The sequence below is a fragment of the Rhodococcus cerastii genome (assembly GCF_033042195.1).
GTDB lineage: Bacteria > Actinomycetota > Actinomycetes > Mycobacteriales > Mycobacteriaceae > Rhodococcoides.
This window is the reverse complement of record NZ_JAWLKF010000019.1, coordinates 46131-71364: the sequence shown is the minus strand read 5'-3', so window position 1 is coordinate 71364 and position 25234 is coordinate 46131. Positions and strand designations below refer to the sequence as shown.

Genomic DNA, 25234 nt, shown 5'->3' with positions numbered 1-25234 from the left:
CTCACGCTGACTGCTACCTGCGGGGGTCCAGTCCAGGGAAAAAGTCTCTTTCGTCCCAGTCTTGCCCACCGCTTGATGCAAACTTTATCAACAGAACTACGACGTTGTGTAGGCGGCCCTCAGCTTAACCGATTACGACAGGCTGTCGTACTACCGATCGTCGGTCTTGTCCTCGGTGGGAACGCTGTCCACGTAGGCGACTTTCGTCTTGACGACCCCGAAGACCTCCGCACCGAGCACGACCACGAGCGCTCCCAGAATCGTCAGCCCCAAGGAGTACCGGTTGTAGAAGTCGGCGTCCTTGAGTGCGACCAACACGATCAGCGCGATCACCATCTTCACCAACCAACCGCCGAGAAGCAGTGCTCCAACTGCCGAGGCCGGAAAACGCGTGGTGAGCGCCACCGACAACGCCGTCGTGATGACGAAGCCTCCGCCGATGGCAACACCGATGAGGGATCCCCACAGACCAGGTGTTCCGGCCGCCGTGACGGCGATTCCGACGCTCACCACCGTGAGCACCACCAGTCCGATGAGTCCGTATCGAACCGCGGCGCGAAGCGGGGCGAATTGGTCGGGCATGGACTGCGGAGTGAAGGTCACAGTTGTCGAGGGTACCCAGCACGCGTCCGCGAACAGCCGACGGGATCAGCCGCCCCGTCGAGCGCTTCGCGGTTCCGAGCCCTGCGATCGGTCCACCCGCAGCGTCGGCACAGCAGTGACGACCAGCGCGAACACCAGACCTGCGGCAACCAGAAGCACCACTATTCGGCGGTCCAGCAGAGACGACCCGACCGCCCCGAAGGCGAGGACACCGACCCACAGGTAGATCACCAGCACCACCCGGCGATGCGAATGTCCGATCTGCAGCAACCGATGATGCAGGTGCATCTTGTCGGGGCTGAAAGGACTCCGTCCGGCCCGGGTCCGGCGAATGACAGCCAGCAGCAGGTCGAGGATCGGAATGAGCATCACGGCTCCGACCAGCAGAAGCGGCGACAGCAGACCCAGCAGATCGCGTGGGCCGTACGCCGTCAACGGGATCCGCCCGGACGCACTGGTCGAGATGGTGGCAAGCGTCAGACCGATGAGCATCGATCCCGAATCGCCCATGAAGATGCGAGCGGGCTGAAAGTTGTGCGGCAGAAACCCCAGGCACGCGCCTGCCAATGCCGCCGCGATCAGCGCCGGTGGGTAGACACCGACGTCGCCGCCCTGCTCCTGCAGCAACCCCACCGAGAAAATGCAGATCGCCACCGAGGAGATGAGCCCCAGACCGGCCGCCAGCCCGTCGAGTCCGTCGACGAAGTTCATCGCATTGACGATCACGACGGTGATGAGAACGGTCACCAGTCCGGCTTGCAGTTGGTCGAGCACCAGGGTGCTGCCCGGTTGACCGGGCTCGCCTCCCCACGGTTGGTACAGCACGACCCAGCTCACGCCCATGATGACGAGGACCCCGGCCGCCGTCACCTGGCCGACGAACTTGGTCAGGGCATCCAGACCCCATCGGTCGTCGATGACGCCGACCAGCACGATCACGAAGCCGGCAACCAGCGCGGCCGGAATGTCGCGGTTGTAGGCGACGTCGAATCCGCGAGCCAGCGCAGGCAGCTGTGACGCGAAGAGCAACGCAGCCAGCATGCCCACGTAGATGCCCACTCCCCCGAGCCTCGGGGTGGCCTGCACGTGGACGTCACGATCACGAGGAACCGCGACGGCACCGAACTTGACGGCCGCCACACGAACACCGCCGGTGGCGAAGAACGTGACCACCGCTGCGGTGAGGAACACCAGGAGCAGTTCGCGAATCGGTACGCCTGCACCCAGATTCGACTGAGCGAGCACGTCGACACTTTCGTTAAGGATGCCTCCCCGAGTGACGCTCATGCGCGGAGGCGTGCGGGATGGACAGCCATGTCAGGACGCTCCCGGGACCAGGCTTTCGGCGGTGACACCGAGAACCTCGGCAATCTTCTCGGTGGGAATGGCACCGACCCGCAGAATTCGTGCTCGATCGCTGGTCAGATCGATGATGGTCGACGCCACCGCGTGGTCGGCCGGTCCCCCGTCCAGGTACACCGCGGCCGAGCCGCCGAGCTGATCTCGTGCCTCCGTCACGGTGGTGGCGGGTGGACTGCCGGAGATGTTGGCGCTGGACACTGCGAGCGGGCCGACCTCACGCAGCAGCTCGAGCGCGACAGGGTGCAGCGGCATCCGCAACATGACGGTGCCCTGGGCGTCGCCCAGATCCCAGGCCAAGGACGGAGCCTGCTGCACGACGATGCTCAGCGCACCGGGCCAGAAGGCACGAATCAAATCTCGGGTGCGTGGCCGGACACTCTGAACCAAGCCGTCGATGGTGTTCCAGGAGCCGACGAGCACGGGAACCGGCATATCGCGGCCCCTGCCCTTGGCGCGCAGCAGATCCGTGACAGCGCTGCCGTCGAATGCATCGGCTGCGATTCCGTACAGGGTGTCGGTAGGCATGACGACCAGTCGGCCGGATTTGAGGGCACCGCGGGCAGCGGTCAATCCAGCAGTGCGCGCGTCGGCTTCACGGCAGTCGTAGACGGTACTCACGGCACCTATCCTTCCACTTTCGATAACGAAGTGATGTCAGGTGTCGCCCGCCTGCCGTTCCCGTCGTCAGGCCTGGGCCGGGTGCGCCCGTGCGGCGACGACGAACCGGGGCCTACCCGACAGATCCGGATGTGCGGTGACCTCGGTGAACACTCGTCGCCGAGACAGCAGCGCCACCACCTCGCCGCCATTGGAGTCGTCGTGTTCGATAGCGACGCCGCCGCCGATCCGAAGCCAGCGGGCGATGTTGCCGATCATCGGTTCGATGACGGACAGTCCGTCCGAACCGCCGAACAGCGCCATGTGCGGATCGTGATCGATCACTTCGGGATCGAGGTCTGCCCCCTCCGGGATATAGGGCGGGTTTGCGACGATCATGTCGACAGCGCCGTCGAGTTCGGTCAACAGATCTCGTGCCGTGACGTCGCCGTGGTGCAGCGTGATCGGGGTATCGCCGTGGCCGCTGCACAGGTCGGCATTGCGCCGGGCCCATGCCAACGCCGACGGGTCGAGCTCGACGGCGTGGACGACGGCATCGGGCCGGGCGTTGGCGATCGCCAGTGCCAGTGCCCCCGAGCCCGTGCACAGATCGAGAATCACCGGCGGATGGTGGTCGACGTTTTCGAGGAACGCGAGTGCCCAGGCCAACAACAGTTCGGTTTCCGGCCGGGGTACGAACACGCCCGGCCCTACTTCGACGTCGATGTTGCCCAGCGAGGTCGTTCCCGTGATGTATTGCAGTGGAATACGTTTCGCGCGCTGCTCGACGGTTCGGAAGTACGCCTCGACGACCTCGGGTTCGACGAGAGGAACCAGACCGAGACGGCCGCGGTCCACGCCGACGAGGTGTGCGGCGAGCAGTTCCGCATCGACCCGTGGGCTCGGCACACCGGCAGCGTCGAGCATCGACGTTGCTTCGAGGATGGCCAGGCGTAACGGCTTGCGGCTCATTCGAACAGCCTGCCACGAGGCACCGACAACCCGGTCACACGCGTCCCAGCAACTCCGACTTCTTGGCGTGGAACTCGTCGTCGGTGAGGAAGCCCTTCGCGTGCAGACCCGCGAGAGCCTCGATCGCAGCCGTGATGTCGGAGATGTCCACACCTGACGGGTTGCCCTGAGGCGAATGGTTCGAGGACTGCGAAGACTGGTGCGACGAGGACGGTTGCGCGTAGGTCTGCGGAGCGGGTTGCGGCGTCGACTGGTTCTGCGAGTTCGTCCCGCCCGACTGCTGATCGACTCGAGGCAGGCTGCCAGCAGTGAACGTGCCGTACTGGCTGGTGAACTCCAGCGAGCCCGGTCCACCGCCCTGCTGTTGCTGGACTCCGCCGATGGAGTGATCGAGAGTGTCGTACACGGCCAGTTCGCCGCCGACCAACACCGCGAGGCGTCGAGATCCCGGGAACACTGCGTACTGCGAGCCGTTCTGGCCACCGCTCGAGCTCGGCGCACCGAGGTCCGACGGCCACCACGAGCCGCCGCCGAACGAGTTGCCACCGAACGAGCTGCTGCCGGTCTCCCTGGGCGGGTACACCTGATGCTGCGACAGCACCGCCGACAGGTCTCGGCAGAGACCGTCGACCCGGCTCTTGAGTCCGTGGTCGAACATGTTGCCCACCATGGTCATTCCGCCCCGCATCCACTGCCCACTGCCGCCGAGCTCGGGGATGTTGAACTGAGCCATGCTGCCGCGGCCGTTGTTGACGGCGTCGAGCATCGTGCGGACGGCATCGGTCGAGATGCCGTAGCGCGAGGACAGCTCGGACACGGCGTTCTCGCCTGCGGGGGTCAGGGCCTGGTTCATGTCTGGTGTGCCTCTCGGGCGCTGTTGCGGGGTCGAACCTGGCCGCCAGGGTATCGCACCTATCGGTGCAGCAGCCCGGCGAAATCTGTAAAGCTATGTGCCGCAGCTACTCTGCTTGCATGCGCGCGTCGCGGTCCGCCTTGGCCAGCGCGTCGAGCAACGCATCCATCTCGCCGTCCAGAAGTGAGTCGAGGTTGTGTGCCTTGAAGCCGATCCGGTGGTCCGTGATGCGGTTCTCGGGGAAGTTGTAGGTTCTGATCCGCTCCGAGCGGTCGACGGTGCGCACCTGGCTGGCCCTGCCTGCCGATGCCTCTTCGTCGGCCGCTTCTTCTGCTGCTGCCTGCAGGCGAGCTGCAAGCACCTGCATCGCGCGCGCCTTGTTCTGCAGCTGAGACCGCTCGTTCTGACAGGTCACCACGATGCCGGTCGGCAGGTGCGTGATTCGGACTGCGGAGTCGGTGGTGTTGACGCCCTGGCCACCTTTGCCGGACGAGCGGTAGACGTCGATGCGCAGATCGGTTTCGTCGATCTGAACCTCTTCCACCTCGTCGGGTTCGGGGTACACCAGGATGCCGGCCGCGGACGTGTGCACGCGCCCCTGCGATTCGGTCACCGGTACCCGTTGCACGCGGTGGACGCCGCCCTCGAACTTCAGCCGGGCCCAGACGCCGTCGAGGGGATCCCTGGTCTTGATCGACAGCGTCGCGTCCTTGTATCCGCCCAGGTCCGAGACGTTCGCGTCGAGCACCTCGACCCGCCACCCGCGGCGTTCGGCGTAGCGCACGTACATCCGCGCGAGATCGGCCGCGAAGAGCGCCGATTCCTCGCCGCCCTCCCCCGACTTGACCTCCATCACGATGTCGTCGCCGTCGTGCGGGTCGCGTGGTGCGAGCAGGTCGGTGAGGGTCTGCTCGAGGTGCAACACGGTCGCCTCGAGCTCGGGAATCTCGGACGCGAACGAGGAATCGTCGGCGGCGAGCTCACGCGCGGCTTCGAGGTCGTCCTGCGCGGAGGTCAGCTTGGTGTGCGCGGACATGATGGGGGCCAGTTCGGCGAACCTCTTGCCTGCTCTGCGGGCCGCGGACGGGTCGTTGTGCAGAGCTGGGTCGGCGAGTTGCTGCTCGAGTCCGGAGTGTTCGGCGAGGATGTCGTCGATGGCCGAAGGCTTGTCTGTTCTCGCCATGTTGATGACTCACTCTCGAACGCCGGTGCAACTGAATGTGGACACAAAAAAGCCGACGCCCGTCCTGTGATGCACAGGACGGGCGTCGGCGAAACAGCTAGCTGTCTGCGTCGGCCTTCTTGCCGGCGCGCTTGCCGTAGCGAGCCTCGAAGCGAGCGACGCGGCCGCCGGTGTCGAGAATCTTCTGCTTGCCGGTGTAGAAGGGGTGGCACTGCGAGCAGACCTCGACGCTGATGCGCTCTTTGTCGGTGGTGCTTCGGGTCTCGAAAGTATTGCCGCAACCACAGACGACTGTCGTCAGTGTGTAGTCGGGGTGAATTCCTGCCTTCATGGTGTCCTTACCGTTCTCTCTAGTGGTCGCCGGGTCGTCTTCGCCGATCGAAGACGTGAACCGGAACCGGACTCGGCCGTTGATTATGCCAGAGCGTGCATCTGACCTGCTAATCGCCGGTACTTCTGTGCCGACAGATGCTTACAACGCGCGCACCTGTCGGCTTGTTCCCCGGACGAAAGATCCGGGAAACAATTGTCAGTCGTTCGTCCCGCCCGGCGCAGTCTTGGAGACTTCCATCAGGAACTCGAGGTTGTTCTTGCTCTTCTTCAGACGGTCGACCAGCAGGTCGATGGCCTGATGCGCGTCCAGTCCGGACAGCACGCGCCGCAACTTGTGTACGACGGCGGCCTCGTCGGGAGCAAGGAGCAACTCGTCGTGGCGGGTGCTCGACGGGTTGATGTCCACTGCCGGGAACACGCGGCGTTCAGCGATCTTGCGATCGAGCTTGAGCTCGGCGTTGCCGGTGCCCTTGAACTCCTCGAAGATCACGGTGTCACCGGTGGATCCGGTCTCGACCATGGCCGTGGCGATGATCGTCAACGAACCACCGTGTTCGATGTTGCGAGCCGCGCCGAGGAACCGCTTCGGCGGGTACAGAGCGGTCGAGTCGACACCACCGGACAGGATTCGGCCCGATGCAGGCGAGCTGTTGTTGTACGCACGTCCCAAACGGGTGATCGAGTCGAGCAGAACCACCACGTCCTGGCCGGCTTCGACCAGACGCTTGGCCCGTTCGATCGCCAGCTCGGCCACCGCGGTGTGGTCGCCCGGCGGCCGGTCGAACGTCGACGCGATGACCTCGCCCTTGACGGAGCGCTGCATGTCCGTCACTTCCTCGGGACGCTCGTCGACGAGGATGACCATGAGGTAGCACTCGGGATTGTTGATGGCGATCGCGTTGGCGATGGCCTGCAGGACGCTCGTCTTGCCTGCCTTGGGCGGGCTGACGATGAGTGCGCGCTGACCCTTGCCGATCGGCATCACCAGGTCGATGATGCGCGTGGTCAGGATGTTCTGCTGAGTCTCGAGACGCAACCGCTGGTTGGGGTAGAGCGGGGTGAGCTTGCCGAACTCCGGACGCTTGCGCGCGGCCTCGACCTCTCCCCCGTTGACGGTGTCCAGACGCACTAGCGGGTTGAACTTCTGCCGCTGGCTGGACTGCTCGCCTTCGCGTGCCACCCGAACCGCACCGGTCACCGCGTCGCCGCGGCGAAGGCCGTTCTTGCGAACCAGGTTCATCGACACGTAGACGTCATTGGGTCCGGCGAGGTAGCCGGAAGTACGGACGAACGCGTAGTTGTCGAGAACATCGAGGATGCCGGCTACCGGCTGAAGAACATCGTCCTCGCGAATCTCGGTATCGCGCTCGCGGCCACCGCCACCGTCGTTGCCTTCGCCACGGTCGCGTCCGCGACGGCGCTCACGGAACCGACGTCCCCGACGTCCGCGGCCTTCGCCGTCGTCGTCCTGGTTGTTGTCGCGGTTGTCGCGCGGACCGTTGTTGCGATCCTCGTTGCGGTTGTCGTTGCGACCGTCGCCCTGGTTGCGATTGCGTCCGTTCTGGTTACGACCGCCACCGTCACGGTTGTCGCGGTCACCCTGATTGCGGTTTCCGTTGTCACGGTTGCCGTTCTCGCGGTTGGAGCCGTCCCGGTCGCCTTGATTGCGGCTTCCGGAGTCGCGGTTCGCGTTGTCGCGGTTGCCGTCGGCGTCACGGGGTTCGCGTTCCGACCCGTCCTGGCGGTTGCGGTCGCCGCGACTACGGCGTGGGCGCTCGGTGGCGGCGCTGTCGCCGGTCTCGTCCGGCTTCTCCGCCTGCGGCGCGACTGCGGGCGAATCGGTCGCCGCAGGAGCGGATCCGGCCGAATCGTTGCTGTCGTCGAGCGGGAGTTGTTCGGGAGCACCGGCTCGCCGACCTGCGGCGCGACGTCCGCGTGTTCGGCGGCCCGTCTCGGGCGCGGCATCGGCAGAATCGCCCGATTGCGCCGCCGGCGCGTCCGAGGACGGCGCTTCTGGAGCCGACTGCTTCGGTGCCGCCTCGGCTGCGGGCCGATCTTCGACGACCGGCGCGGATGCAGCGGCGCGACGCGACTTGGGTGCGTCGGATTTCGGTGCGTCCGTCTTGGCCGGTGCGCTACCCGATTGACGCTCGGAAATCGCAGCGATCAGATCGCCCTTGCGCATCCCGGAAACGCTCTTGATACCGAGTTCACCAGCGAGGCTGCGGAGCTCGGTGAGAACCATTCCGGACAGGCCAGCACGTCGGCGTGACGTTTCGGGCGCAGAGATAAGTTCCGTATCGGTCACGGAGGTCCTTTCCTTCCCTCGCTCGCTCGATGCGCAGCCGAGGGTTCGTTCCGCAGTTCGGCGTTCTGCCGAGCTCGGATATTGCCGTTCATGTTCGACGCACCCCGTCGACGACACCATCGATCCGGACCGCAGAGAACCACGGGAAGGATCGAGTCAGGAGCGTCACATCACTCGGACGTTTGAATCCCCCGAATACAGCGACCTGAATGCCCTGACGAAACCGGCGTCTGAAGCGCACGATGTACGGACAGGGTTCACCATAGCGCCGTTGTCCCCACTCGGCAAGAACCCTACTGCCGCGTTTGTCACGCGACGGTGACTCCGTCGGCCACGTCCAGGTCGAGCACCCGCCACCCCTCGGCCGATGCGGCCTCGCGCAGATCGGCCGGAAACTCCTCGGTGCACAGCGCCATGACCGTCGGTCCCGCACCGGACACCACGGCCGCGATGGACCGCGCGCGCAAGGTAGTTATCCAGCGAGTCGTGTCGGGTAACGCCTGGGCGCGCTGACCTTGATGCAGCAGGTCCTCCGTCGCGGACATCAACAGATCCGGGCGCTCGGTCAGCGCCACGACCGCGAGTGCACTGCGGCTGACGTTGAACGCCGCATCACGGTGGGGCACCAACTCGGGCAACAGTCCCCGCGTGTGCGACGTCGACGAGCGTTCGGACGGTACGAGCACGACGACCTTGATGCTCGGGTGCACCTCCAGCCGCACGGCTGCGTACTTCCGCGCCGTGACACTGGCATTGGGCGGTTCGCTCCACGACACCACCGCACCGCCGAGGCAACTCGCCGACGCATTGTCGGGATGACCCTCGAATTCCGATGACAGCTGGACCAGCTGACCCTCCGACAGCGCGAGCGACCGATCCACTTTCGCGGCCAGTGCGTTGGCGGCAGCAAGGCCCCCGACCACAGCCGACGCCGAGGAACCGAGTCCCCTGGAGTGAGGAATCACGTTGCGGCAGTGGACATCCAGGCCGTCGGCCCACACTCCGACAGCTTCGAGTCCCCGCTCGATGGCGCGTACGACCAGATGCGTCGGTCCCCACGGCACGTCCGCCGAACCCTCACCGTCGACGTGAATCCGCAGTCCCGACGCGGTGGTCGTGACCTCGATCTCGTCGTACAGCCCCAAAGCGATTCCGAGACTGTCGAATCCGGGTCCGATGTTGGCACTGGACGCCGGGACGCGCGCGGTGACCGTGAGCCCGATGGGGAGTGTCGTCGTCATGGCCGGAGATTCCGTCAACTCAGGCCAGCTCGAGCGCAGCCGCGACAGCGACGGGATCGACCGAAATGGGTTCTACGACAGGCATTCCCGACAGCGCCGTATCGGGGTCCTTGAGGCCGTTTCCGGTGACCGTGCACACGACGGTCAGGCCTGGTTCGAGCCAGCCTTCCTTTCGAGCTGCGAGGAGCCCGGCGACGCTGGCGGCGGAGGCCGGCTCCACGAACACGCCCTCGGTCTTGGCGATCAATCGGTACGCCTCGAGGATCTCCTCGTCGGTCGCGGCGCGGAATGCTCCGTTCGATTCTTCCTTGGCGTTGACGGCGCCGTTCCAGGATGCGGGCGAGCCGATCCGGATCGCGGTGGCGATGGTTTCCGGATCCTTCACCGGCGCACCGTGAACCAGCGGAGCAGCGCCCGCGGCCTGGACTCCGAGCATCCGCGGCTTGCGCGTGGTGAGACCGTCACGGAAGTACTCCGAGTAACCGCGCCAGTACGCGGTGATGTTGCCTGCGTTGCCGACCGGCAGTACGTGGATGTCCGGTGCGTCGCCGAGGGCGTCGCAGATCTCGAAGGCCGCGGTCTTCTGGCCTTCGATGCGGACGGGATTGACGGAGTTGACCAGACCGATGGTCGGGAACTCGGCCGTGGTCTTGCGGGCCAGTTCGAGGCAATCGTCGAAGTTGCCCTGCACCTGAATGATCTTGGCTCCGTGCATCACTGCCTGAGCGAGCTTGCCCATGGCGATCTTGCCCTGCGGAACCAAGACGGCACAGCTCATTCCGGCCTTGGCCGCGTAGGCAGCTGCGGAGGCCGAGGTGTTGCCGGTCGAGGCGCAGAGGACGGCCTCCTGACCTCGGGCGAGCGCGTCGGTGACGGCCATGGTCATCCCGCGGTCCTTGAAGGAGCCGGTGGGGTTGAGTCCCTCGACCTTGAGATGCACTGTGCACCCGGTCAGTTCGGACAGGTGCCCGGCCGGCAACAGCGGGGTCCCGCCCTCGCGCAGCGTGACGGTCTTCCAATCCGGGCCGATCGCCAGACGCGAACGGTATGCCTCGATCAGACCGGGCCAGGGGGTGTGGACGCTCATACGGTGGTGCCTTCCAATCGGAGAACGCTGGCGACGTGAACGACGACGTCGAGCTGCTCGAGGGATGCAACGGTGTCGGACAGTGCGGAGTCGGCCGCGAGGTGCGTGACGACGACGAGCCTGGCTCCGTCACCCGAGCCCTGCTGACGCACCGTGGAGATGCTGACGTCACGCTTGGAGAACTCGGCCGCTACGGTGGCGAGAACGCCGGGCTTGTCGGCTACCTGCATGCTGACGTAGTAGCGAGTGAGGATGTCACCCATGGGGGCCACCTTGAGCTTGGCGTACTTGGATTCGAGTGGGCCCCGTCCGCCGTAGAACTTGTTGCGAGCGGCCATCACCAGGTCGCCGAGTACTGCGGACGCGGTCGGCGCTCCGCCTGCACCCTGGCCGTAGAACATCAGGCGGCCGGCGGCCTCTGCTTCGACGACCACGGCGTTGAACGCACCGTTCACCGACGCCAACGGGTGGTTCAGCGGAACGAGCGCGGGGTAGACCCGTGCGGAGATTCGCTCCTTGCCCTTGGGCGTGACGATCCGCTCGCAGATGGCCAGCAGCTTGATGGTGCAGTCCAGGGATTTCGCGGTTTCGAGATCGTCCGAGGTGATCTTGCTGATGCCCTCGCGGTAGACGTCACCGGCAGTGACCCGCGTGTGGAATGCGATGGACGCCAGGATGGCGGCCTTCGACGCAGCGTCGTAGCCTTCGACGTCGGCGGTCGGGTCGGCCTCGGCGTAGCCCAGACGCCCTGCCTCGGCGAGGGTTTCGGCGTAGTCCGCTCCCGTCTCGTCCATGGCCGAGAGGATGAAGTTCGTGGTGCCGTTGACGATGCCGGCAACCTTGTTCACACGGTCACCCGCGAGAGACTGCATCAGCGGGCGGACCACGGGAATGGCTCCGGCCACGGCGGCCTCGAAATACAGGTCGGCACGCGACTTCTCGGCCGCGTCGGCCAGTTCCCCGGTGTACTCGGCCAGCAGAGCCTTGTTCGCCGTGATGACGGACTTGCCCTTCTCCAGGGCAGAGAGCACCAGCTTGCGGGGAATGTCGATGCCGCCGAGAACCTCGACGACGATGTCGACGTCGTCGCGGCCCACGAGCTCGGCCGGATCGTCGGTGAGCAGCTCGGCCGGAACTCCACGATCGCCGTCGACCCGACGCACAGCGATGCCACGAATCTCCAGTGGCGCACCGACTCTCGCCTCGAAGTCGTCAGCGTTCTCGGTGAGGATCCGAACGACCTCGCTGCCGACGTTTCCGAGTCCGAGTACGGCGACGCCTATCGGCTTCGATGTCATGGCTGAACCTCCAAGCTGAGCAGATCTTCGATGGTTTCCCGCCGCAGGATCAGGCGCGAGTGCCCGTCCTTGACCGCAACCACAGCGGGCCGCGTCAGCAGGTTGTAGCGACTGGACATGGAGTAGCAGTAGGCCCCGGTGGCCGCTACCGCGAGCAGGTCACCCGGCCCGACGTCTGCCGGCATCCATGTGTTCTTGATGACGATGTCGCCGCTCTCGCAATGCTTTCCGACGACCCGAGCCACGACGGCCTCGGCATCGCTCGTGCGCGAGACCAGCCGACAGTCGTATTCGGCCTGGTACAGCGAGGTTCGGATGTTGTCGCTCATGCCGCCGTCGACGCTGATGTAGCGCCTGCGCGTCGACTTGTCGACGGTGACGTCCTTGATCGTGCCGACCTCGTAGAGCGTGACGGTGCCCGGTCCGGCGATGGCGCGGCCCGGCTCGACGGCGATCGTCGGGACCGGTAGTCCCACTGCGGCGGACTCCGTCTCCACGATGGTGGTCAACTTCGCGGCGAGTTGCTCCACCGGCGGCGGATCGTCACTCGGCACGTACGAAATACCCATGCCGCCACCGAGATCCAGCGTCGAGATCTGCGCGGTCTTGTCGACGCCGAACTCCGAGACGATGTCTCGCAGCAGCCCGATGACCTTGTGCGCTGCCAACTCGAAGCCGTCGACCTCGAATATCTGCGAACCGATGTGACTGTGCAGTCCGACGAGGCGAAGGTTGTCGGCAGCGAACACGCGCCGGACGGCGTCGAGCGCAGAGCCGTCGGCGAGCGAGAATCCGAACTTCTGATCCTCGTGCGCGGTGGCGATGAACTCGTGGGTATGCGCCTCGACACCGACGGTGATGCGAATGAGAACGTCCTGCACCACACCGGCCGCACCGGCGACGCAGTCGAGACGGTCGATCTCGATGTTGGAGTCGAGCACCACATGTTCGACGCCTGCGCGCACGCCCGCCTCGAGCTCGGCTACCGATTTGTTGTTGCCGTGCATGGCAATTCGGTCGGCCGGGAATCCGGCAGCCAACGCGATGGCCAGCTCGCCTCCGGAGCAGATGTCGAGTGAGAGCCCTTCGTCGGCCACCCAGCGTGCGATCTCGCCGCACAGGAAAGCCTTGGAGGCGTAGTGAACTCGTTCGGGTGCCCCGAATGCGGCGGCCATCTCACGGCAGCGCGAACGGAAGTCGTCCTCGTCGATGACGAACAACGGTGTGCCGTACTGCTCCGCGAGATCGGTGACCGATACTCCGGCGAGGCGGACGGTTCCGTCCTCACCGCGCTCGGCATTGCGGGGCCACACCTGCTCGGGCAGCGTCGTCATCTCCGACGCGTCGGCCGGGCGATGGGACATCGACTCCTTCGCGGGGGCGTCGGCATGCTTGGGTCCTGCCGGATGTGCGCTCACATGCGCTCCGGTGCGCTGACCCCGAGCAGTTCGAGGCCGTTGGCCAGGACCTGCCGGGTCGCGTTACCCAACGCCAGTCGTGCGGTGTTCACAGGTCCGGGCTCCTCGTCTCCTTGTGGAAGTACTCGACACGCACCGTAGAAGCGGTGGTAAGCACCCGCCAGCTCTTCGAGGTAGCGGGCGATCCGGTGTGGTTCGCGCAGTTCGGCAGCGCTGGCCACCACGCGCGGGTACTCGCCGATCGTCCTGATCAGCTCGCCTTCCTGCTCGTGGGTGAGCAGGCTCAGATCCGGCTGCTGCGCGCTGATTCCCAGTTCGGCGGCATTGCGCGCGAGTGAGGCCAGGCGGGCGTGGGCGTACTGGACGTAGTACACCGGATTCTCGTTGCTTGCGCTCGCCCACAGGGCGAGGTCGATGTCGATGCTGGAGTCGACGGACGACCGGATCATGACGTACCGGGAGGCGTCGACGCCGATGGCTTCGACCAGGTCGTCGAGGGTGATGACGGTTCCGGCACGCTTGCTCATCTTCACGGCCACGCCGTCGCGCACCAGGTTGACCATCTGGCCGATCAGCACCTCGACGGTCGCGGGGTCGTCTCCGAACGCAGCTGCGGCCGCCTTGAGCCGTCCGATGTATCCGTGGTGGTCCGCTCCGAGCATGTAGATGCACAGATCGAAGCCGCGCTGCCGCTTGTTCTGGAAGTAGGCGATGTCGCCGGCGATGTAGGCGGCGTTGCCGTCGCTCTTGATGACGACACGATCCTTGTCGTCGCCGTACTCGGTGGACCGTAGCCACCAGGCACCATCCTCCTCGTAGAGGCTCCCCGAGCTCTTGAGGTATTCGACCGACTTCTCGACCTCACCCGAGTCGAACAGCGAATTCTCGTGGAAGTAGACATCGAAGTCGACGCCGAACTCGTGCAGATTGGCCTTGATCCGGTCGAACATCAGCTGGGTGCCGATGGCTCGGAACGTCTCTTCCTGGGCCTCGGGGGCCAGCGCGAGCGCTTCCGGCTCCTGCACCAGCACCTGCTCGGCGATCTCGGCGATGTACTCGCCTGCGTAGCCGTTCTCCGGAGCGGGTTCACCCTTGGCCGCGGCGATCAGCGACCGGCTGAAGCGGGCGATCTGTGCGCCGTGATCGTTGAAGTAGTACTCGCGAGTGACCTCCGCACCATGTGCGGTCAGGATGCGACCGAGCGCATCGCCGACGGCTGCCCACCGGGTACCGCCGAGGTGCACCGGCCCGGTCGGGTTGGCCGAGACGAACTCGAGATTGACCTTCTTGCCCGTCATCGAGGAACCGCTGCCGAAGGCCGCGCCTTCGGCGAGCACGCGGGCAACGATTTCGCCCTGCGCTGCAGCGGCCAGCCTGATGTTCAGGAATCCGGGGCCCGCGACGTCGGCGTCGGCGATGGCTGCGTCGGCGGCGAGAGCCTCCGCGAGCCAGCCGGCGAAGTCGCGGGGGTTGGCTCCGGCCTTCTTCGCGACCTGGAGTGCCACGTTGGTCGCGTAGTCGCCGTGCTCGGGATTTCGGGGACGCTCGACGGTCAGCTTCGCAGGGAGGACTGATGCATCCAGGCCGCGGTCGGCAAGCACCTTCGCGGCGGTCGCGTGAAGCAGTTCGGCAAGATCGGCGGGAGTCACAGGTAGCTATCCTATTGGCTGGTGCGCGGCGTCCTCGCATCCACTGCCCGTCTGCCGGCGAGCAACCTCGGACTGCGCGGTCCGCGCAGGCTCTGAGCACGCTCTCAGGCAGAGAACGTACAGTGAGGGCGCTCTGCGCTGATGGTCATCGGACGATGCTGTCACCAGCAGATACGCATCACCAGCGCAACCGAACACCACCTTTCCTCGACTGAGAGAGCAACTACAGCGATGCCAACGGGTCCCGACAAAGGCAGTCAGAACAAGTCGGCTGCGAAGGCAGACAAAGCCATCAATGCAGCCAACAAGAAGTCAGCTCGCAAGAAGAAGGGCGGCGTGCCCACCGCGACGGGCAGGCAGATTCCCTGGCTGACAGTTGCCGGTGTCGTTGTCGTCGTCGGTCTCGTTGCGGGCCTCGGGATCAATCTGTATCCGAAGTACCAGGACCGCGCCGAGGCGCAGAAGTTCGCGCCGAGCGAGGCCAATCAGGATCCGTCGACCGGCATCGAGGGTGTCGCGATCCAGGAGTACCCCGCGGCTCTGCACGTCGGGCGCACACAGCGGGTCGCCTACGACCAGTCGCCGCCGTTCGGTGGACCGCACGATGCCGTGTGGGCCACCTGCACGGGAATCGTGTACCCCGAGGCCATTCGCACCGAGAATGCCGTGCACTCGCTCGAGCACGGTGCCGTCTGGGTCACCTACAACCCCGACGATCTGAACGAGGACCAGGTCCAGTCGCTGGCCGATCGCGTCGACGGTGAAACGCAGATGATGATGTCGCCGTACCCCGGCCTCGATTCCCCGGTCTCGCTGCAGTCCTGGGGCCACCAGCTCAAGTTGGACAGTGTGGACGACGAACGCATCGGCCAGTTCATCTCCGCCCTGCGCCTCAACCGTTTCGCCTACCCCGAGGTCGGGGCCAGCTGCGCATCGGTGCCTGGAACCGGTGACAACGCCTTCGACCCGGACAACCCGCCCCTGTTCGACGCCTCTGCACCCGGCGCGGACGCGGTACCGATGGACGGTGCCGGCATCACCCCCGATGCCAGCGAGACCGGCGGGACCGGCGGAGTTCAGCTGCCGAGCGATCTTCAGGTCCCCACCAACTGATGACCGAGCCGACGACAAACGACAGCGCGGACGCCACCGCGTCCGCCACCAAGCCGAGCCAGCGCACCGCGCTGGTTGCGCTGGCGCTGATCGCCGTCCTGGCGATCGGTTTCGCGCTGGGCTTTCTGGTGCAGAGTCCGTTCCGGGACGACAACACCGCACCTGCTGCGGACTCGGTGGACGTCGGCTTCGCGCAGGACATGACCGTGCACCACAACCAGGCGATCGAGATGGCGGCGGTGGCGTTGACCAACGCGCCGGATCAGGCCGTCAAGAGCCTGGCGTTCGACATGCTCACCTCGCAGCAGAACCAGGTGGGACAGATGCAGGGCTGGTTGGCCCTGTGGGACCGAGCGCCGATCTCGACCGACGGCTACATGACCTGGATGGCCGAGGACGACTCTCACGCTCACTCGATGGGCGGGATGTCCATGGATCCCGGATCCTCGGATCCCACCAGGGCCATGCCCGGCATGGCCAGTTCCGCTGAGCTCGCCGCGCTTCGCCAAGCCACCGGCTCGGATGTCGACGTGATGTTCCTGCAACTCATGCTGCGCCACCACGAGGGCGGCCTGGCGATGATGGAGTACGCGCAGACTCACGCGCAGTCACCGGCGGTGATCAATCTGGCGAACTCCATGGTCGCCACCCAGACCAGCGAGTCGACGCTGATGAAGCAGATGCTCGCCGAGAAGGGTGCGCAGCCGCTGCCCGAGGGGTGATTTCGGCTCGGGTCGCGGATGCGCTAGTCTTTCGTACAGCCCAACAGGCACACCGGTTAGTCCGGTGCGCCCCCGTAGCTCAGGGGATAGAGCGTTCGCCTCCGGAGCGAAAGGCCGCAGGTTCGAATCCTGCCGGGGGCACACATCTTTCACGCATGTCACCGTCGTACGGTGGCTGCTCGAACGAGACGGTGGACTTCGATGTCCGAGAATCTCCCCCGAGTCGAGACCGTCGTCGACGACCTGTACTCACTCCCTCCCGCTGATTTCGTCTCGCATCGTGCGGCGTACGTCACCCGGTTCAAGAAGGCTGGCGACAAAGCCGCTGCCACCCGAATCGGTGCCCTGCGCAAGCCCACGGTCGTGGCGTGGTTGGTGAACACACTGGCTCGACGAGACGAATCGGCTCTGGCGGAACTGTTCGATCTGGGTGAGCAACTCGAACGAGCACAGCAGCGCGGCGACGGCCCCCGACTGCGTGAATTGTCCACTGCCCGAAGCACTTCGATACGCGCCCTGACCGATCGAGCAGTCTCGCTCGGACGCGACCTCGGGGCGACCGTCGGCGACAACGCAGCCCGCGAGATCTCCAACACCCTGAACGCGGCGATGGCCGATGCGGAGATACGCGACCGCGTCCGCGCGGGCAGAACCGTGGTGGCCGAAACGTACAGTGGCTTCGGGCCTGCGCTGCTCTCGATCGTGCCGGACTCGCCCGACGATGACGACGCCACCGCCGATGACGACCCGGTTTCTGCCGAGGTCGAGGACAACCGGGAGAAAACCGACGAAGCCGAACGAAACCGACTGCTCGCCGAACTCGAGTCGGCCGAATCCGATCTCGATACCGCGCGAACCGAAGTCGACGAAGCCCAAGCGGACACCGAACGAAAAGCGTCCGAACTGCGCAGCGCTGCAGAAGAAGTCGAGCGAATCGAGACCGAGCTGAAGGCTGCCGGAGCCCGCGCGCAGGCTGCGCGAGAAGCACACGAGGCCGGTGTCGTAAAGGCGGAGTCGACGGCGGCGGCACTCGAGGCAGCCCGCGCCCGGGTCGTCGAAGCCCGGTCGGCTCTCGACTCCCTGACCTGACCTACCCTGGCGGGGTGACCACACGCTGGCAAGCCGAGAACTCCGCAGACGATTCCGCGCGCTACATCGAGCGATTCGACCGCCTGGCCGAACGCGGCGTGGATCTGCACGGCGAAGCCCGCATGGTCGACGCGGTGGTCTCGCCCGCGTCGAGCATTCTCGATGCCGGATGCGGGACCGGCCGACTCGGTGTCGAGTTGGCCCGCCGCGGACACCGTGTGACCGCAGTGGATCTCGATCCCGTTCTGGCCGAGGCCGCTCGAGCACACCCCGAACTCGACGTCCATGTCGCCGATCTGACGACGCTCGATCTGGGCCGGACGTTCGACGCGGCCGTGGCAGCGGGCAACGTACTCGTTTTCATGAAGCCCGGTACCGAACGCACTGCGCTCCAACGCATCTGGGCACATCTGACCGAAGGCGGAGTGTTCGTCACCGGATTCGCCACCGATCGGGAGTACACCGTGGACATGCTCGACGAGGATCTGGCGGCGGTCGGCTTCGTCCTCGAGCACCGATTCGCCACGTGGGATCTCCGGCCCTGGCGCACCGACGCGGACTGGGCGGTCACCGTTGCACGAAAGCCGGCCCTGCTGGCCTGACACGGCCTGAATCGAGCGACGGGATTCGATACCGAGGGTTGATTCGGACGCCTACGGGAAGACTGTGCGTCATGAAGGAACACATGGCGAAGCTGCGGGAATCGTTCTGGTTCATTCCCGCCGTCCTCGGGGTTGTCGCACTCGTCCTCGCGCAGGCTCTGGTGAGTCTCGATCGCTATCTGCTCGATACCCGGGTGGATCTGACGGGCTCGCTGCTCTACCACGTGGGTGCCAGTGGCAGCCGAGACATCCTCGGCGCCATCGGCGGGTCCATGCTCGGCGTGGCTGCGACGTCGTTCTCCATCACCATCTCCGTCCTCGCCACCGCCAGTTCCTCGTACGGTCCCCGCCTGGTGCGCAACTTCATGGCCGATCGCGGCAATCAGGTGGTGCTCGGCATCTTCGGTGCCACGTTCCTGTACTCGCTGATGGTGCTGCGGTCGATTCGCTCGATCGAATCCGACGGCTCGGTCTTCGTGCCGGACATCGCCGTCAACGTTGCCGTCGCACTCGCGGTGGTCGACGTGGGTGTGCTCGTCTACTTCATTCATCACATCGCGCAGTCGATCCAGGTGGCGACGCTGTCCGGCCGCGTCCGAGACGAACTGTCGGAGTCCGTCGACGCGCTCTACCCGCCCGAGCAACCCGCCGATTCGGCGTCGGCAGAGGGCATCGTCAAGCCGCCCGTCTACACGACGGTGCTGGCCGAGGAGTCCGGGGTGATCATCGACATCGACGAAGACGCAGTGCTGAACATCGCTGCCGACACCGACACCGTGATCGATGTTCATCGAGTGCCCGGTGAACACGTCGTTGCCGGTGAACCGCTCGCCGATGTTCTGGCCGATCGATCGGCGAACATCTCAGCCGACGCGGTCGGACGGGTTCGAGGGTCGTTCACCATCGGCACCAGTCGAACACCGCGGCACGACATCGCTTTCGCCGTCGAGCAGATGACCGAAATGGCTGTGCGCGCCCTGTCGACGGGCGTCAACGACCCGTACACGGCACGCAACGCCATCGACGATCTCACGGTCGGACTGGTCGCGGTCGTCCAGCGTCCCAGGCCCTCCCGTGCTCGGTGCGGCTCCGACGGCACCGTTCGGGTGATCACCCGCCGCGTCGCGGTTCCGTCACTGATCGACCATGCCCTCGATGCGGTGCGGATCTACGGCACCGGCAGCCCCATGGTGGTGCAGGCCGGAATTCGCCTCGCCGAGCGAGTGGGTCGTGCGGCACAGGATTCCGAGAACGTCGACGCCGTACTGACTCAACTGGACTTGCTGGACCGCACCTTGGCCTCCGGCGACACCGATACCGCCCGCACAGCCGAAGCCCGCGAGCAGATCTCGCTTGCCCGCGCCGCGATCACGGATCGGGTTCCGCTCGCAGTACCTCGCGTCGTCATTCGGTAGACGCCGCAACCGGACACCGTGGGAGGATGGTCGGTATGCCAGCACCGTCTCCGCTTCCCCTCGATCCCATTGCAGAGGCACACCGCCAGTGGACCGAACACGGATGGTCCGACGCCGCCGACGGTATGGCCGCAGTGACCTCGTTGATGCGCGCGCAGCAGATCATGCTCGCCCGAGTCGAGGAAGCGTTGAAGCCGACGGGACTGACCTTTTCGCGCTACGAACTGCTGACGTTGTTGACCTTCACCAAGAACGGGGCTCTGCCGATGGCGAAGGCGAGCGCACGTCTGCAGGTGCATCCCACGAGCGTGACCAACGCTGTCGATCGTCTCGAGTCCGTGGGATACGTTCGACGCATCCCGCATCCGAGCGATCGGCGCACCACCCTGGTCGAAATCACCGAGCAGGGACGCACATTGGCAGTCGAGGCCACCGAGCGGTTGAACTCACTGGTATTCGCACGCCCCGGTCTGGCACGGGACAAATTACTGGCGCTCGTTCGGATCTTGGCGGAACTCCGTTCGGATGCAGGCGATTTCGACAGTGACGAGATCACTACATCGTTCTGAGTTCGATCGTGACTCGTCACAAGACAATGGCACACCCGTACCGTTCGTGGTGCAATTGCTCCAGGAACAGGTCGGAGCCGATCTGCTGAAGGGCGGGGCGGGGTGCTGGTTTTGGGGGTCGGGGCGGGTGCGCACGGCGCACGCGCAATTCTGACGTATCTGGACAGCCCCCACCGCACACCCATCGTGTCCAGGACGGTGCGCCGAGCCCCGGGTCAGTCACTGTCCACCACGATCGCCACCGGCGTCGACGCCATCCACTCCATCGCCGCGACGATGTCGCTCCCGGTTCAGTTCTCCGCCATCGCGTATCGGGTTGCCACCGATCCCGGCTCGGTCGCCACCAGCGGTACGGCCCGCACGGCCTCGCTCGTTCCGGAAACCGCTGCGCAGGTGCGCTATCTGCGTTTCATCGGGCTGGTGCCCAATCACGGCGTCACCGTGTTGTGCGATATCGGAAGCACCGGAACCACTGTCACCGTCATCGACCTGGCGTCCACTCGCACGCTCATGACGCGGCGAACGGCCACGTTCTGCGGCGACGATCTCGATCACTCGGTTCGGCGGCTGCTCTCGTCCAACGGTGTTCGTATCGGAATCGACGCGAGCCGGTCCATCAAGGAGCAGCTGAGCGTCGACTCCGTCGTCAGCACCACCGATCCATCCGGTGCCGCGCGGCATGTGCTGACCCGACGCGACTTCGACGATCTGATCGCCGGACCGGTGCGGTACGCGGGCATGCTGGTGGAACAGACCATCGAATTGTCCGGTGCCAGACCGCAGTCCATCGTCGTGGTGGGCGGCGGCGCGAACATCACCTCGATCGCGCGGTCTCTCGAGCTGCGAACCGGCCTGACGACGCTGGTGCCGTCGATGCCGGAGTTGGTCTCGGCACGCGGGGCCGCCCTCCTGTCCCCCGACAGGTAGGGCGACCCACAAGGCGACGCTACCGGTGCTGGAAGTTCGGCGTTCTCTTCTCGATGAAGGCCGACATGCCTTCCTTCTGGTCCTCGGTGGCGAAGGTCGAGTGAAACACGCGGCGCTCGAACAGAACACCCTCGCGAAGGCTCGACTCGAACGATCGGTTCACTGCTTCCTTGGCCATCATGGCGACCGGCAGCGACATCTCGGCGATGGTGGTGGCGGTCGCGATGGCGTCGTCGAGGAGATCCGCGACCGGCACGATGCGCGAGACCAGCCCTGCTCGCTCGGCTTCCTCGACCTTCATGTTGCGACCGGTCAAGCACATCTCCATGGCCTTGGCCTTGCCCACTGCACGCGTCAGGCGCTGCGACCCGCCGATTCCCGGAATAACGCCGAGCTTGATCTCGGGTTGCCCGAATACCGCGGTGTCCGAGGCGATCAGAACGTCGCACAGCATCGCGAGTTCGCATCCACCGCCGAGTGCGTAACCGGACACCGCCGCGATCAACGGCGTTCGAGCCGATGCCAGTCGGTCCCAGGCGGCGAAGAAGTCGTCGAGATACACGTCCATGTAGGACTTGGGCTGCATCTCCTTGATGTCGGCCCCGGCCGCGAAGGCCCGTTCGGAACCGGTGATGAGAATTGCACCGATGTCGGAGTCCGCGTCGAGTTCCTCGACCACCGAGACGACCTCGCGCATCAACTGGGAATTGAGCGCGTTCAACGCCTTGGGACGGTTGAGCGTGATGATGCCGACGCGTCCCCGACGTTCGAGCAGAATGGTCTCGTAGTCACTCACAGGTCTGCTCCGTTCGAGCGCTCGCGGATATCGTTGATGATGCCGGAGAAGTCCACATCGGTGCCGCCCCCGGTTGTTTCCTTGAAGCGAGCGTACAACTCGGCCGCCCGTAGGCCCAGGACACCCTCGACACCGTTGTCGCGCAGTGCATTGGCGGCCAGGCCCAGATCTTTGTCCATGAGCGCCGCGGCGAAGCCGGGCTTGTACTCGTTGTTGGCGGGGCTCGTCGGTACGGGACCGGGCACCGGGCAATTGGTCGTCAGTGCCCAGCATTGACCGGACGCAGTCGAGGCCACGTCGAACAACGCCTGGTTGCTCAAGCCGAGTTTCTCCCCCAATACGAACGCCTCGCTGATGGCGATCATCGACACTCCGAGAATCATGTTGTTGCAGATCTTGGCTGCCTGGCCGTTGCCCGCTGCGCCGCAGTGCACCACCTTGCGACCCATGACGTCGAGAACTGCTGCAGCAGAGGCGAAATCCTCTTCGGAACCGCCCACCATGAATGTCAACGTTCCCGCAGCCGCTCCCCCGACACCACCGGAGACCGGTGCGTCCAGACTGCGGTGGCCTGCCTCGTGCACCAGCTTGTGCGCGGTGTGCGCGTCGGCGACGTCGATGGTCGAGGAGTCGATGAACAACGTGCCCGGCGCGGCAGCAGGCAGCAGGTCCGCGTACAACCCGAGTACCAGTTTGCCGTTGGGCAGCATCGTGATGACGATGTCGGCATCGGCGACGGCGGCCACGGCCGATTCGACCACGGTGACGCCGTCCTTCGTGGCCTGCTCGAGCGCGGCGGGCACCAGATCGAAGCCCTGCACCGTGTAGCCGGCCGCAGCCAGATTGGCGGCCATCGGTCCACCCATGTGGCCGAGGCCGATGAAGCCGATCGTCTTCTCGCTCATGACTGCTCACCTTCTGTGTGTGCGTTCGACAGGCCCAGTTCCGCGTCCCCGAGAGGTGCGAAGTACCGGTCGACGTCCTCGGGCGTGACGTCTGCCGACGTACGCGGTTGCCATTGCGGGTTGCGGTCCTTCTCGACCACCTGTGCTCGAATTCCTTCGACGAGGTCGTGACTGCTCAGGGATGCGACCGACACGCGGTACTCCTCGTCGAGCACTGACTCCAGCGTCGGCAGCGTGGCCGCCCGGCGCAGCGACCTCAGCGTCACGGCCAGCGACACAGGCGATTTGGACGCGATGTCCTCTGCGGACTTCTGCGCCTCCGGCACCGTGCTGGCTGCCAGAGCGTCGACGATGCCCTGGACGTCGTCGCCTGCGTAGCACTCGTCGATCCATCCCTGCTGACCGGCAATCGTGGACTCCGGTGCCGGCTCGCTGAACGTCGCGACGGCCTCTCCGACGCTGACCGTCTCGAGTGCCGAGTAGAAGTCTTCCAGCTTGTCGGACGGGATGTAGTGATCGGCGAAACCGACTGCGATGGCGTCGCCGGCATTCATCCGCGCCGTGGTGAGCGCGAAGTGGGTGCCGATCTCGCCCGGGGCACGCGAAAGTAGGTACGTACCACCCACATCCGGAACGAAACCGATTCCGACCTCGGGCATCGCGATCTTCGACCGCTCGGTGACGATGCGAGTGTTGGCATGTGCCGAGAGCCCGACGCCTCCACCCATGACGATGCCGTCCATGATGGCGACGAACGGCTTGGGGAATCGAGCGATCGCCGCGTTGAGGATATACTCCTCGCGCCAGAATTCCTTGCTGCCGCTGCCACCGTCCTTGGCGTCGTGGTAGATGGAGACGATGTCTCCGCCTGCGCACAGTCCGCGCTCACCGGCTCCGGTCAGAAGGACGACGTCGACAGCGTCGTCGGTTGCCCACTGCGCCAACGCCGGCGCGATCTCACGCACCATCGCATGATCGAGCGCATTGATCGCTTTGGGGCGGTTCAGGGTGATCCGACCGATTCCGCCGGAGACCTCGAGGATGACGTCGCTCATGCGGCACCCACGATCGAACGCGCCACAACCACTCGCATGATCTCGTTGGTCCCTTCCAGAATCTGGTGCACCCGAAGGTCACGAACGATCTTCTCGACGCCGTACTCGCTGAGGTAGCCGTACCCACCCAGCAGCTGCAACGCGCCGTTGGCGACCTCGAAACCGGTGTCGGTTCCGAAACGCTTCGCCATCGCGCACATCTCGACCTTGTCCGCAGCGTCGTTCTGCAACGCATCCGCGGCCCGCCACAGCAGCGTGCGGGCGGCTTCGAGTTCGGTCTTGAAATCGGCCAGTCGGAACTGGAGCGCCTGCGCATCGAGCAACCGTGCCCCGAACGCCTTGCGCTCGGCGAGGTACGCAACGGCCTTGTCGAGGGCGGACTGCGCTCCGCCGATCGAGCACGCGGCGATGTTGATGCGTCCGCCGTTGAGTCCGTTCATGGCAATACGGAACCCGTCGCCCTCGTTGCCGAGCAGATTCTCGGCCGGAATGCGGACTCCTTCGAGAACGACCTGCCGGGTGGGCTGAGCGTTCCACCCCATCTTCTTCTCGTTGGCTCCGAAGGACAGTCCCGCCGAGTCCTTCGGCACGATGAACGCGGAGATGCCACGAGGGCCCGGTGCACCGGTGCGCGCCATGACGACGTACACCTCGGATGTGCCTGCGCCGGAGATGAATTGCTTGACGCCGTCCAACACGTATTCGTCACCGTCGCGCACCGCCTTGGTGCCGAGCATCGCCGCATCGGATCCCGCGCCTGGCTCGGTGAGGCAGTAGCTGCCCAACTGATCCATCGTGCACAGGCCCGGCAGCCAACGCTGCCTCTGCTCGTCGGTTCCGTAGGTGTCGATCATCCAGGCGACCATGTTGTGAATGGAGATGTATGCCGCGATGGACGGGTCACCGGTGGCCAGCTGCTCGAAGATCCGCACCGAATCGACTCTGGTCAGACCCGATCCGCCCACGTCCTCGCGAATGTAGATGCCGCCCATTCCCAGTCCCGCTGCCTTGCGCAGTACGTCCACGGGGAAATGCTTGCTCTGGTCCCACTCGATCGCGTTCGGGGCCAGAAACTCGTCGGCGAATTCACGAGCGGTGTCGTTGATCGCTCGCTCGTCCTCGTTCAATGTGAACATC

At 65.4% G+C, this 25234-nt stretch carries 24 protein-coding genes and 1 tRNA gene; 8 read left to right on the top strand and 17 right to left on the bottom strand.

Annotation, left to right across the window (positions count from 1 at the left end; all coding sequences use genetic code 11):
• Positions 1-150 precede the first annotated feature (150 nt).
• The 13 genes from R3P93_RS23060 to argS all read right to left on the bottom strand — a co-directional run bounded on the left by R3P93_RS23060 (position 151) and on the right by argS (position 14904).
• Positions 151-582 (bottom strand): hypothetical protein, encoded by a 432-nt coding sequence (locus tag R3P93_RS23060; protein ID WP_317534215.1) that lies wholly within the window; start codon positions 580-582, stop codon positions 151-153.
• Positions 583-648: 66 nt separating this feature from the next.
• Entirely contained in the window at positions 649-1890 is a 1242-nt protein-coding gene (locus R3P93_RS23055; protein WP_317534211.1) for a glycosyltransferase family 4 protein, read from the bottom strand.
• Positions 1891-1920: 30 nt separating this feature from the next.
• Positions 1921-2583, bottom strand: coding sequence for an L-threonylcarbamoyladenylate synthase (locus R3P93_RS23050; protein ID WP_068048275.1), 663 nt, complete (start codon positions 2581-2583; stop codon positions 1921-1923).
• A 66-nt stretch (positions 2584-2649) separates the two neighbouring features.
• Entirely contained in the window at positions 2650-3534 is an 885-nt protein-coding gene (gene prmC, locus R3P93_RS23045) for a peptide chain release factor N(5)-glutamine methyltransferase (protein ID WP_149408030.1), read from the bottom strand.
• Positions 3535-3568: 34 nt separating this feature from the next.
• On the bottom strand, positions 3569-4387 hold the full coding sequence (locus tag R3P93_RS23040) for an SHOCT domain-containing protein (RefSeq protein WP_317534210.1): 819 nt from the start codon (positions 4385-4387) through the stop codon (positions 3569-3571).
• Positions 4388-4493: 106 nt separating this feature from the next.
• Positions 4494-5570: a peptide chain release factor 1 gene (prfA, locus tag R3P93_RS23035; RefSeq protein WP_068048269.1), complete on the bottom strand. Its 1077-nt coding sequence runs from the start codon at positions 5568-5570 to the stop codon at positions 4494-4496.
• A 97-nt stretch (positions 5571-5667) separates the two neighbouring features.
• Positions 5668-5901 (bottom strand): 50S ribosomal protein L31, encoded by a 234-nt coding sequence (rpmE, locus tag R3P93_RS23030; protein ID WP_008715081.1) that lies wholly within the window; start codon positions 5899-5901, stop codon positions 5668-5670.
• A gap of 198 nt (positions 5902-6099) precedes the next feature.
• Positions 6100-8331 carry a transcription termination factor Rho gene (rho, locus tag R3P93_RS23025; RefSeq protein WP_394855350.1) on the bottom strand — a complete coding sequence of 744 codons (2232 nt, stop codon included), beginning with the start codon at positions 8329-8331 and terminating at the stop codon, positions 6100-6102.
• 188 nt (positions 8332-8519) lie between these two features.
• Positions 8520-9452 (bottom strand): homoserine kinase, encoded by a 933-nt coding sequence (thrB, locus tag R3P93_RS23020; protein WP_317534208.1) that lies wholly within the window; start codon positions 9450-9452, stop codon positions 8520-8522.
• Positions 9453-9471: 19 nt separating this feature from the next.
• Complete coding sequence (thrC, locus tag R3P93_RS23015) at positions 9472-10539, bottom strand: threonine synthase (protein ID WP_317534207.1); 1068 nt, start codon at positions 10537-10539, stop codon at positions 9472-9474.
• The gene (locus tag R3P93_RS23010; RefSeq protein WP_094669089.1) at positions 10536-11837 is read right to left on the bottom strand and encodes a homoserine dehydrogenase; all 1302 of its coding nucleotides are present in this window, start codon (positions 11835-11837) and stop codon (positions 10536-10538) included. The genes thrC and R3P93_RS23010 overlap by 4 nt, the downstream gene beginning before the upstream one ends.
• Positions 11834-13255, bottom strand: coding sequence for a diaminopimelate decarboxylase (lysA, locus tag R3P93_RS23005; protein WP_317534206.1), 1422 nt, complete (start codon positions 13253-13255; stop codon positions 11834-11836). The genes R3P93_RS23010 and lysA overlap by 4 nt, the downstream gene beginning before the upstream one ends.
• The gene (gene argS, locus R3P93_RS23000) at positions 13252-14904 is read right to left on the bottom strand and encodes an arginine--tRNA ligase (RefSeq protein WP_094638671.1); all 1653 of its coding nucleotides are present in this window, start codon (positions 14902-14904) and stop codon (positions 13252-13254) included. The genes lysA and argS overlap by 4 nt, the downstream gene beginning before the upstream one ends.
• Before the next feature lie 231 nt (positions 14905-15135).
• On the opposite strand from argS, the gene R3P93_RS22995 reads away from it, so the two are divergent.
• The 8 genes from R3P93_RS22995 (at position 15136) to R3P93_RS22960 (ending at position 21341) form a co-directional block, all read left to right on the top strand.
• Positions 15136-16017 (top strand): DUF3105 domain-containing protein, encoded by an 882-nt coding sequence (locus R3P93_RS22995; protein WP_068048298.1) that lies wholly within the window; start codon positions 15136-15138, stop codon positions 16015-16017.
• The gene (locus R3P93_RS22990) at positions 16017-16739 is read left to right on the top strand and encodes a DUF305 domain-containing protein (RefSeq protein ID WP_317534205.1); all 723 of its coding nucleotides are present in this window, start codon (positions 16017-16019) and stop codon (positions 16737-16739) included. The genes R3P93_RS22995 and R3P93_RS22990 overlap by 1 nt, the downstream gene beginning before the upstream one ends.
• 68 nt (positions 16740-16807) lie before the next feature.
• Positions 16808-16880: transfer RNA gene (locus tag R3P93_RS22985), tRNA-Arg, on the top strand.
• A gap of 60 nt (positions 16881-16940) precedes the next feature.
• Positions 16941-17828 (top strand): hypothetical protein, encoded by an 888-nt coding sequence (locus R3P93_RS22980; RefSeq protein WP_317534204.1) that lies wholly within the window; start codon positions 16941-16943, stop codon positions 17826-17828.
• Between the two features lie 14 nt (positions 17829-17842).
• Positions 17843-18430 (top strand): class I SAM-dependent DNA methyltransferase, encoded by a 588-nt coding sequence (locus tag R3P93_RS22975; protein ID WP_094638668.1) that lies wholly within the window; start codon positions 17843-17845, stop codon positions 18428-18430.
• 71 nt (positions 18431-18501) lie between these two features.
• The gene (locus R3P93_RS22970) at positions 18502-19845 is read left to right on the top strand and encodes a DUF2254 domain-containing protein (RefSeq protein ID WP_317534203.1); all 1344 of its coding nucleotides are present in this window, start codon (positions 18502-18504) and stop codon (positions 19843-19845) included.
• Between the two features lie 35 nt (positions 19846-19880).
• Positions 19881-20414 (top strand): MarR family winged helix-turn-helix transcriptional regulator, encoded by a 534-nt coding sequence (locus R3P93_RS22965; RefSeq protein ID WP_300516076.1) that lies wholly within the window; start codon positions 19881-19883, stop codon positions 20412-20414.
• 102 nt (positions 20415-20516) lie between these two features.
• Complete coding sequence (locus R3P93_RS22960) at positions 20517-21341, top strand: Hsp70 family protein (RefSeq protein WP_068048313.1); 825 nt, start codon at positions 20517-20519, stop codon at positions 21339-21341.
• A 19-nt stretch (positions 21342-21360) separates the two neighbouring features.
• On the opposite strand, the gene R3P93_RS22955 is transcribed toward R3P93_RS22960, so the two are convergent.
• Genes R3P93_RS22955 through R3P93_RS22940 form a run of 4 tightly spaced genes read right to left on the bottom strand, consistent with a single transcriptional unit; the run spans position 21361 to position 25233 of the window.
• Positions 21361-22137, bottom strand: coding sequence for an enoyl-CoA hydratase (locus R3P93_RS22955; RefSeq protein WP_149408040.1), 777 nt, complete (start codon positions 22135-22137; stop codon positions 21361-21363).
• Positions 22134-23042: a 3-hydroxyisobutyrate dehydrogenase gene (mmsB, locus tag R3P93_RS22950; RefSeq protein WP_317534202.1), complete on the bottom strand. Its 909-nt coding sequence runs from the start codon at positions 23040-23042 to the stop codon at positions 22134-22136. Before mmsB ends, R3P93_RS22955 begins: the two co-directional genes overlap by 4 nt.
• Entirely contained in the window at positions 23039-24097 is a 1059-nt protein-coding gene (locus R3P93_RS22945; RefSeq protein WP_317534201.1) for an enoyl-CoA hydratase/isomerase family protein, read from the bottom strand. The genes mmsB and R3P93_RS22945 overlap by 4 nt, the downstream gene beginning before the upstream one ends.
• Positions 24094-25233, bottom strand: coding sequence for an isobutyryl-CoA dehydrogenase (locus tag R3P93_RS22940; protein WP_269595634.1), 1140 nt, complete (start codon positions 25231-25233; stop codon positions 24094-24096). The genes R3P93_RS22945 and R3P93_RS22940 overlap by 4 nt, the downstream gene beginning before the upstream one ends.
• Between the last annotated feature and the right edge of the window lies 1 nt (position 25234).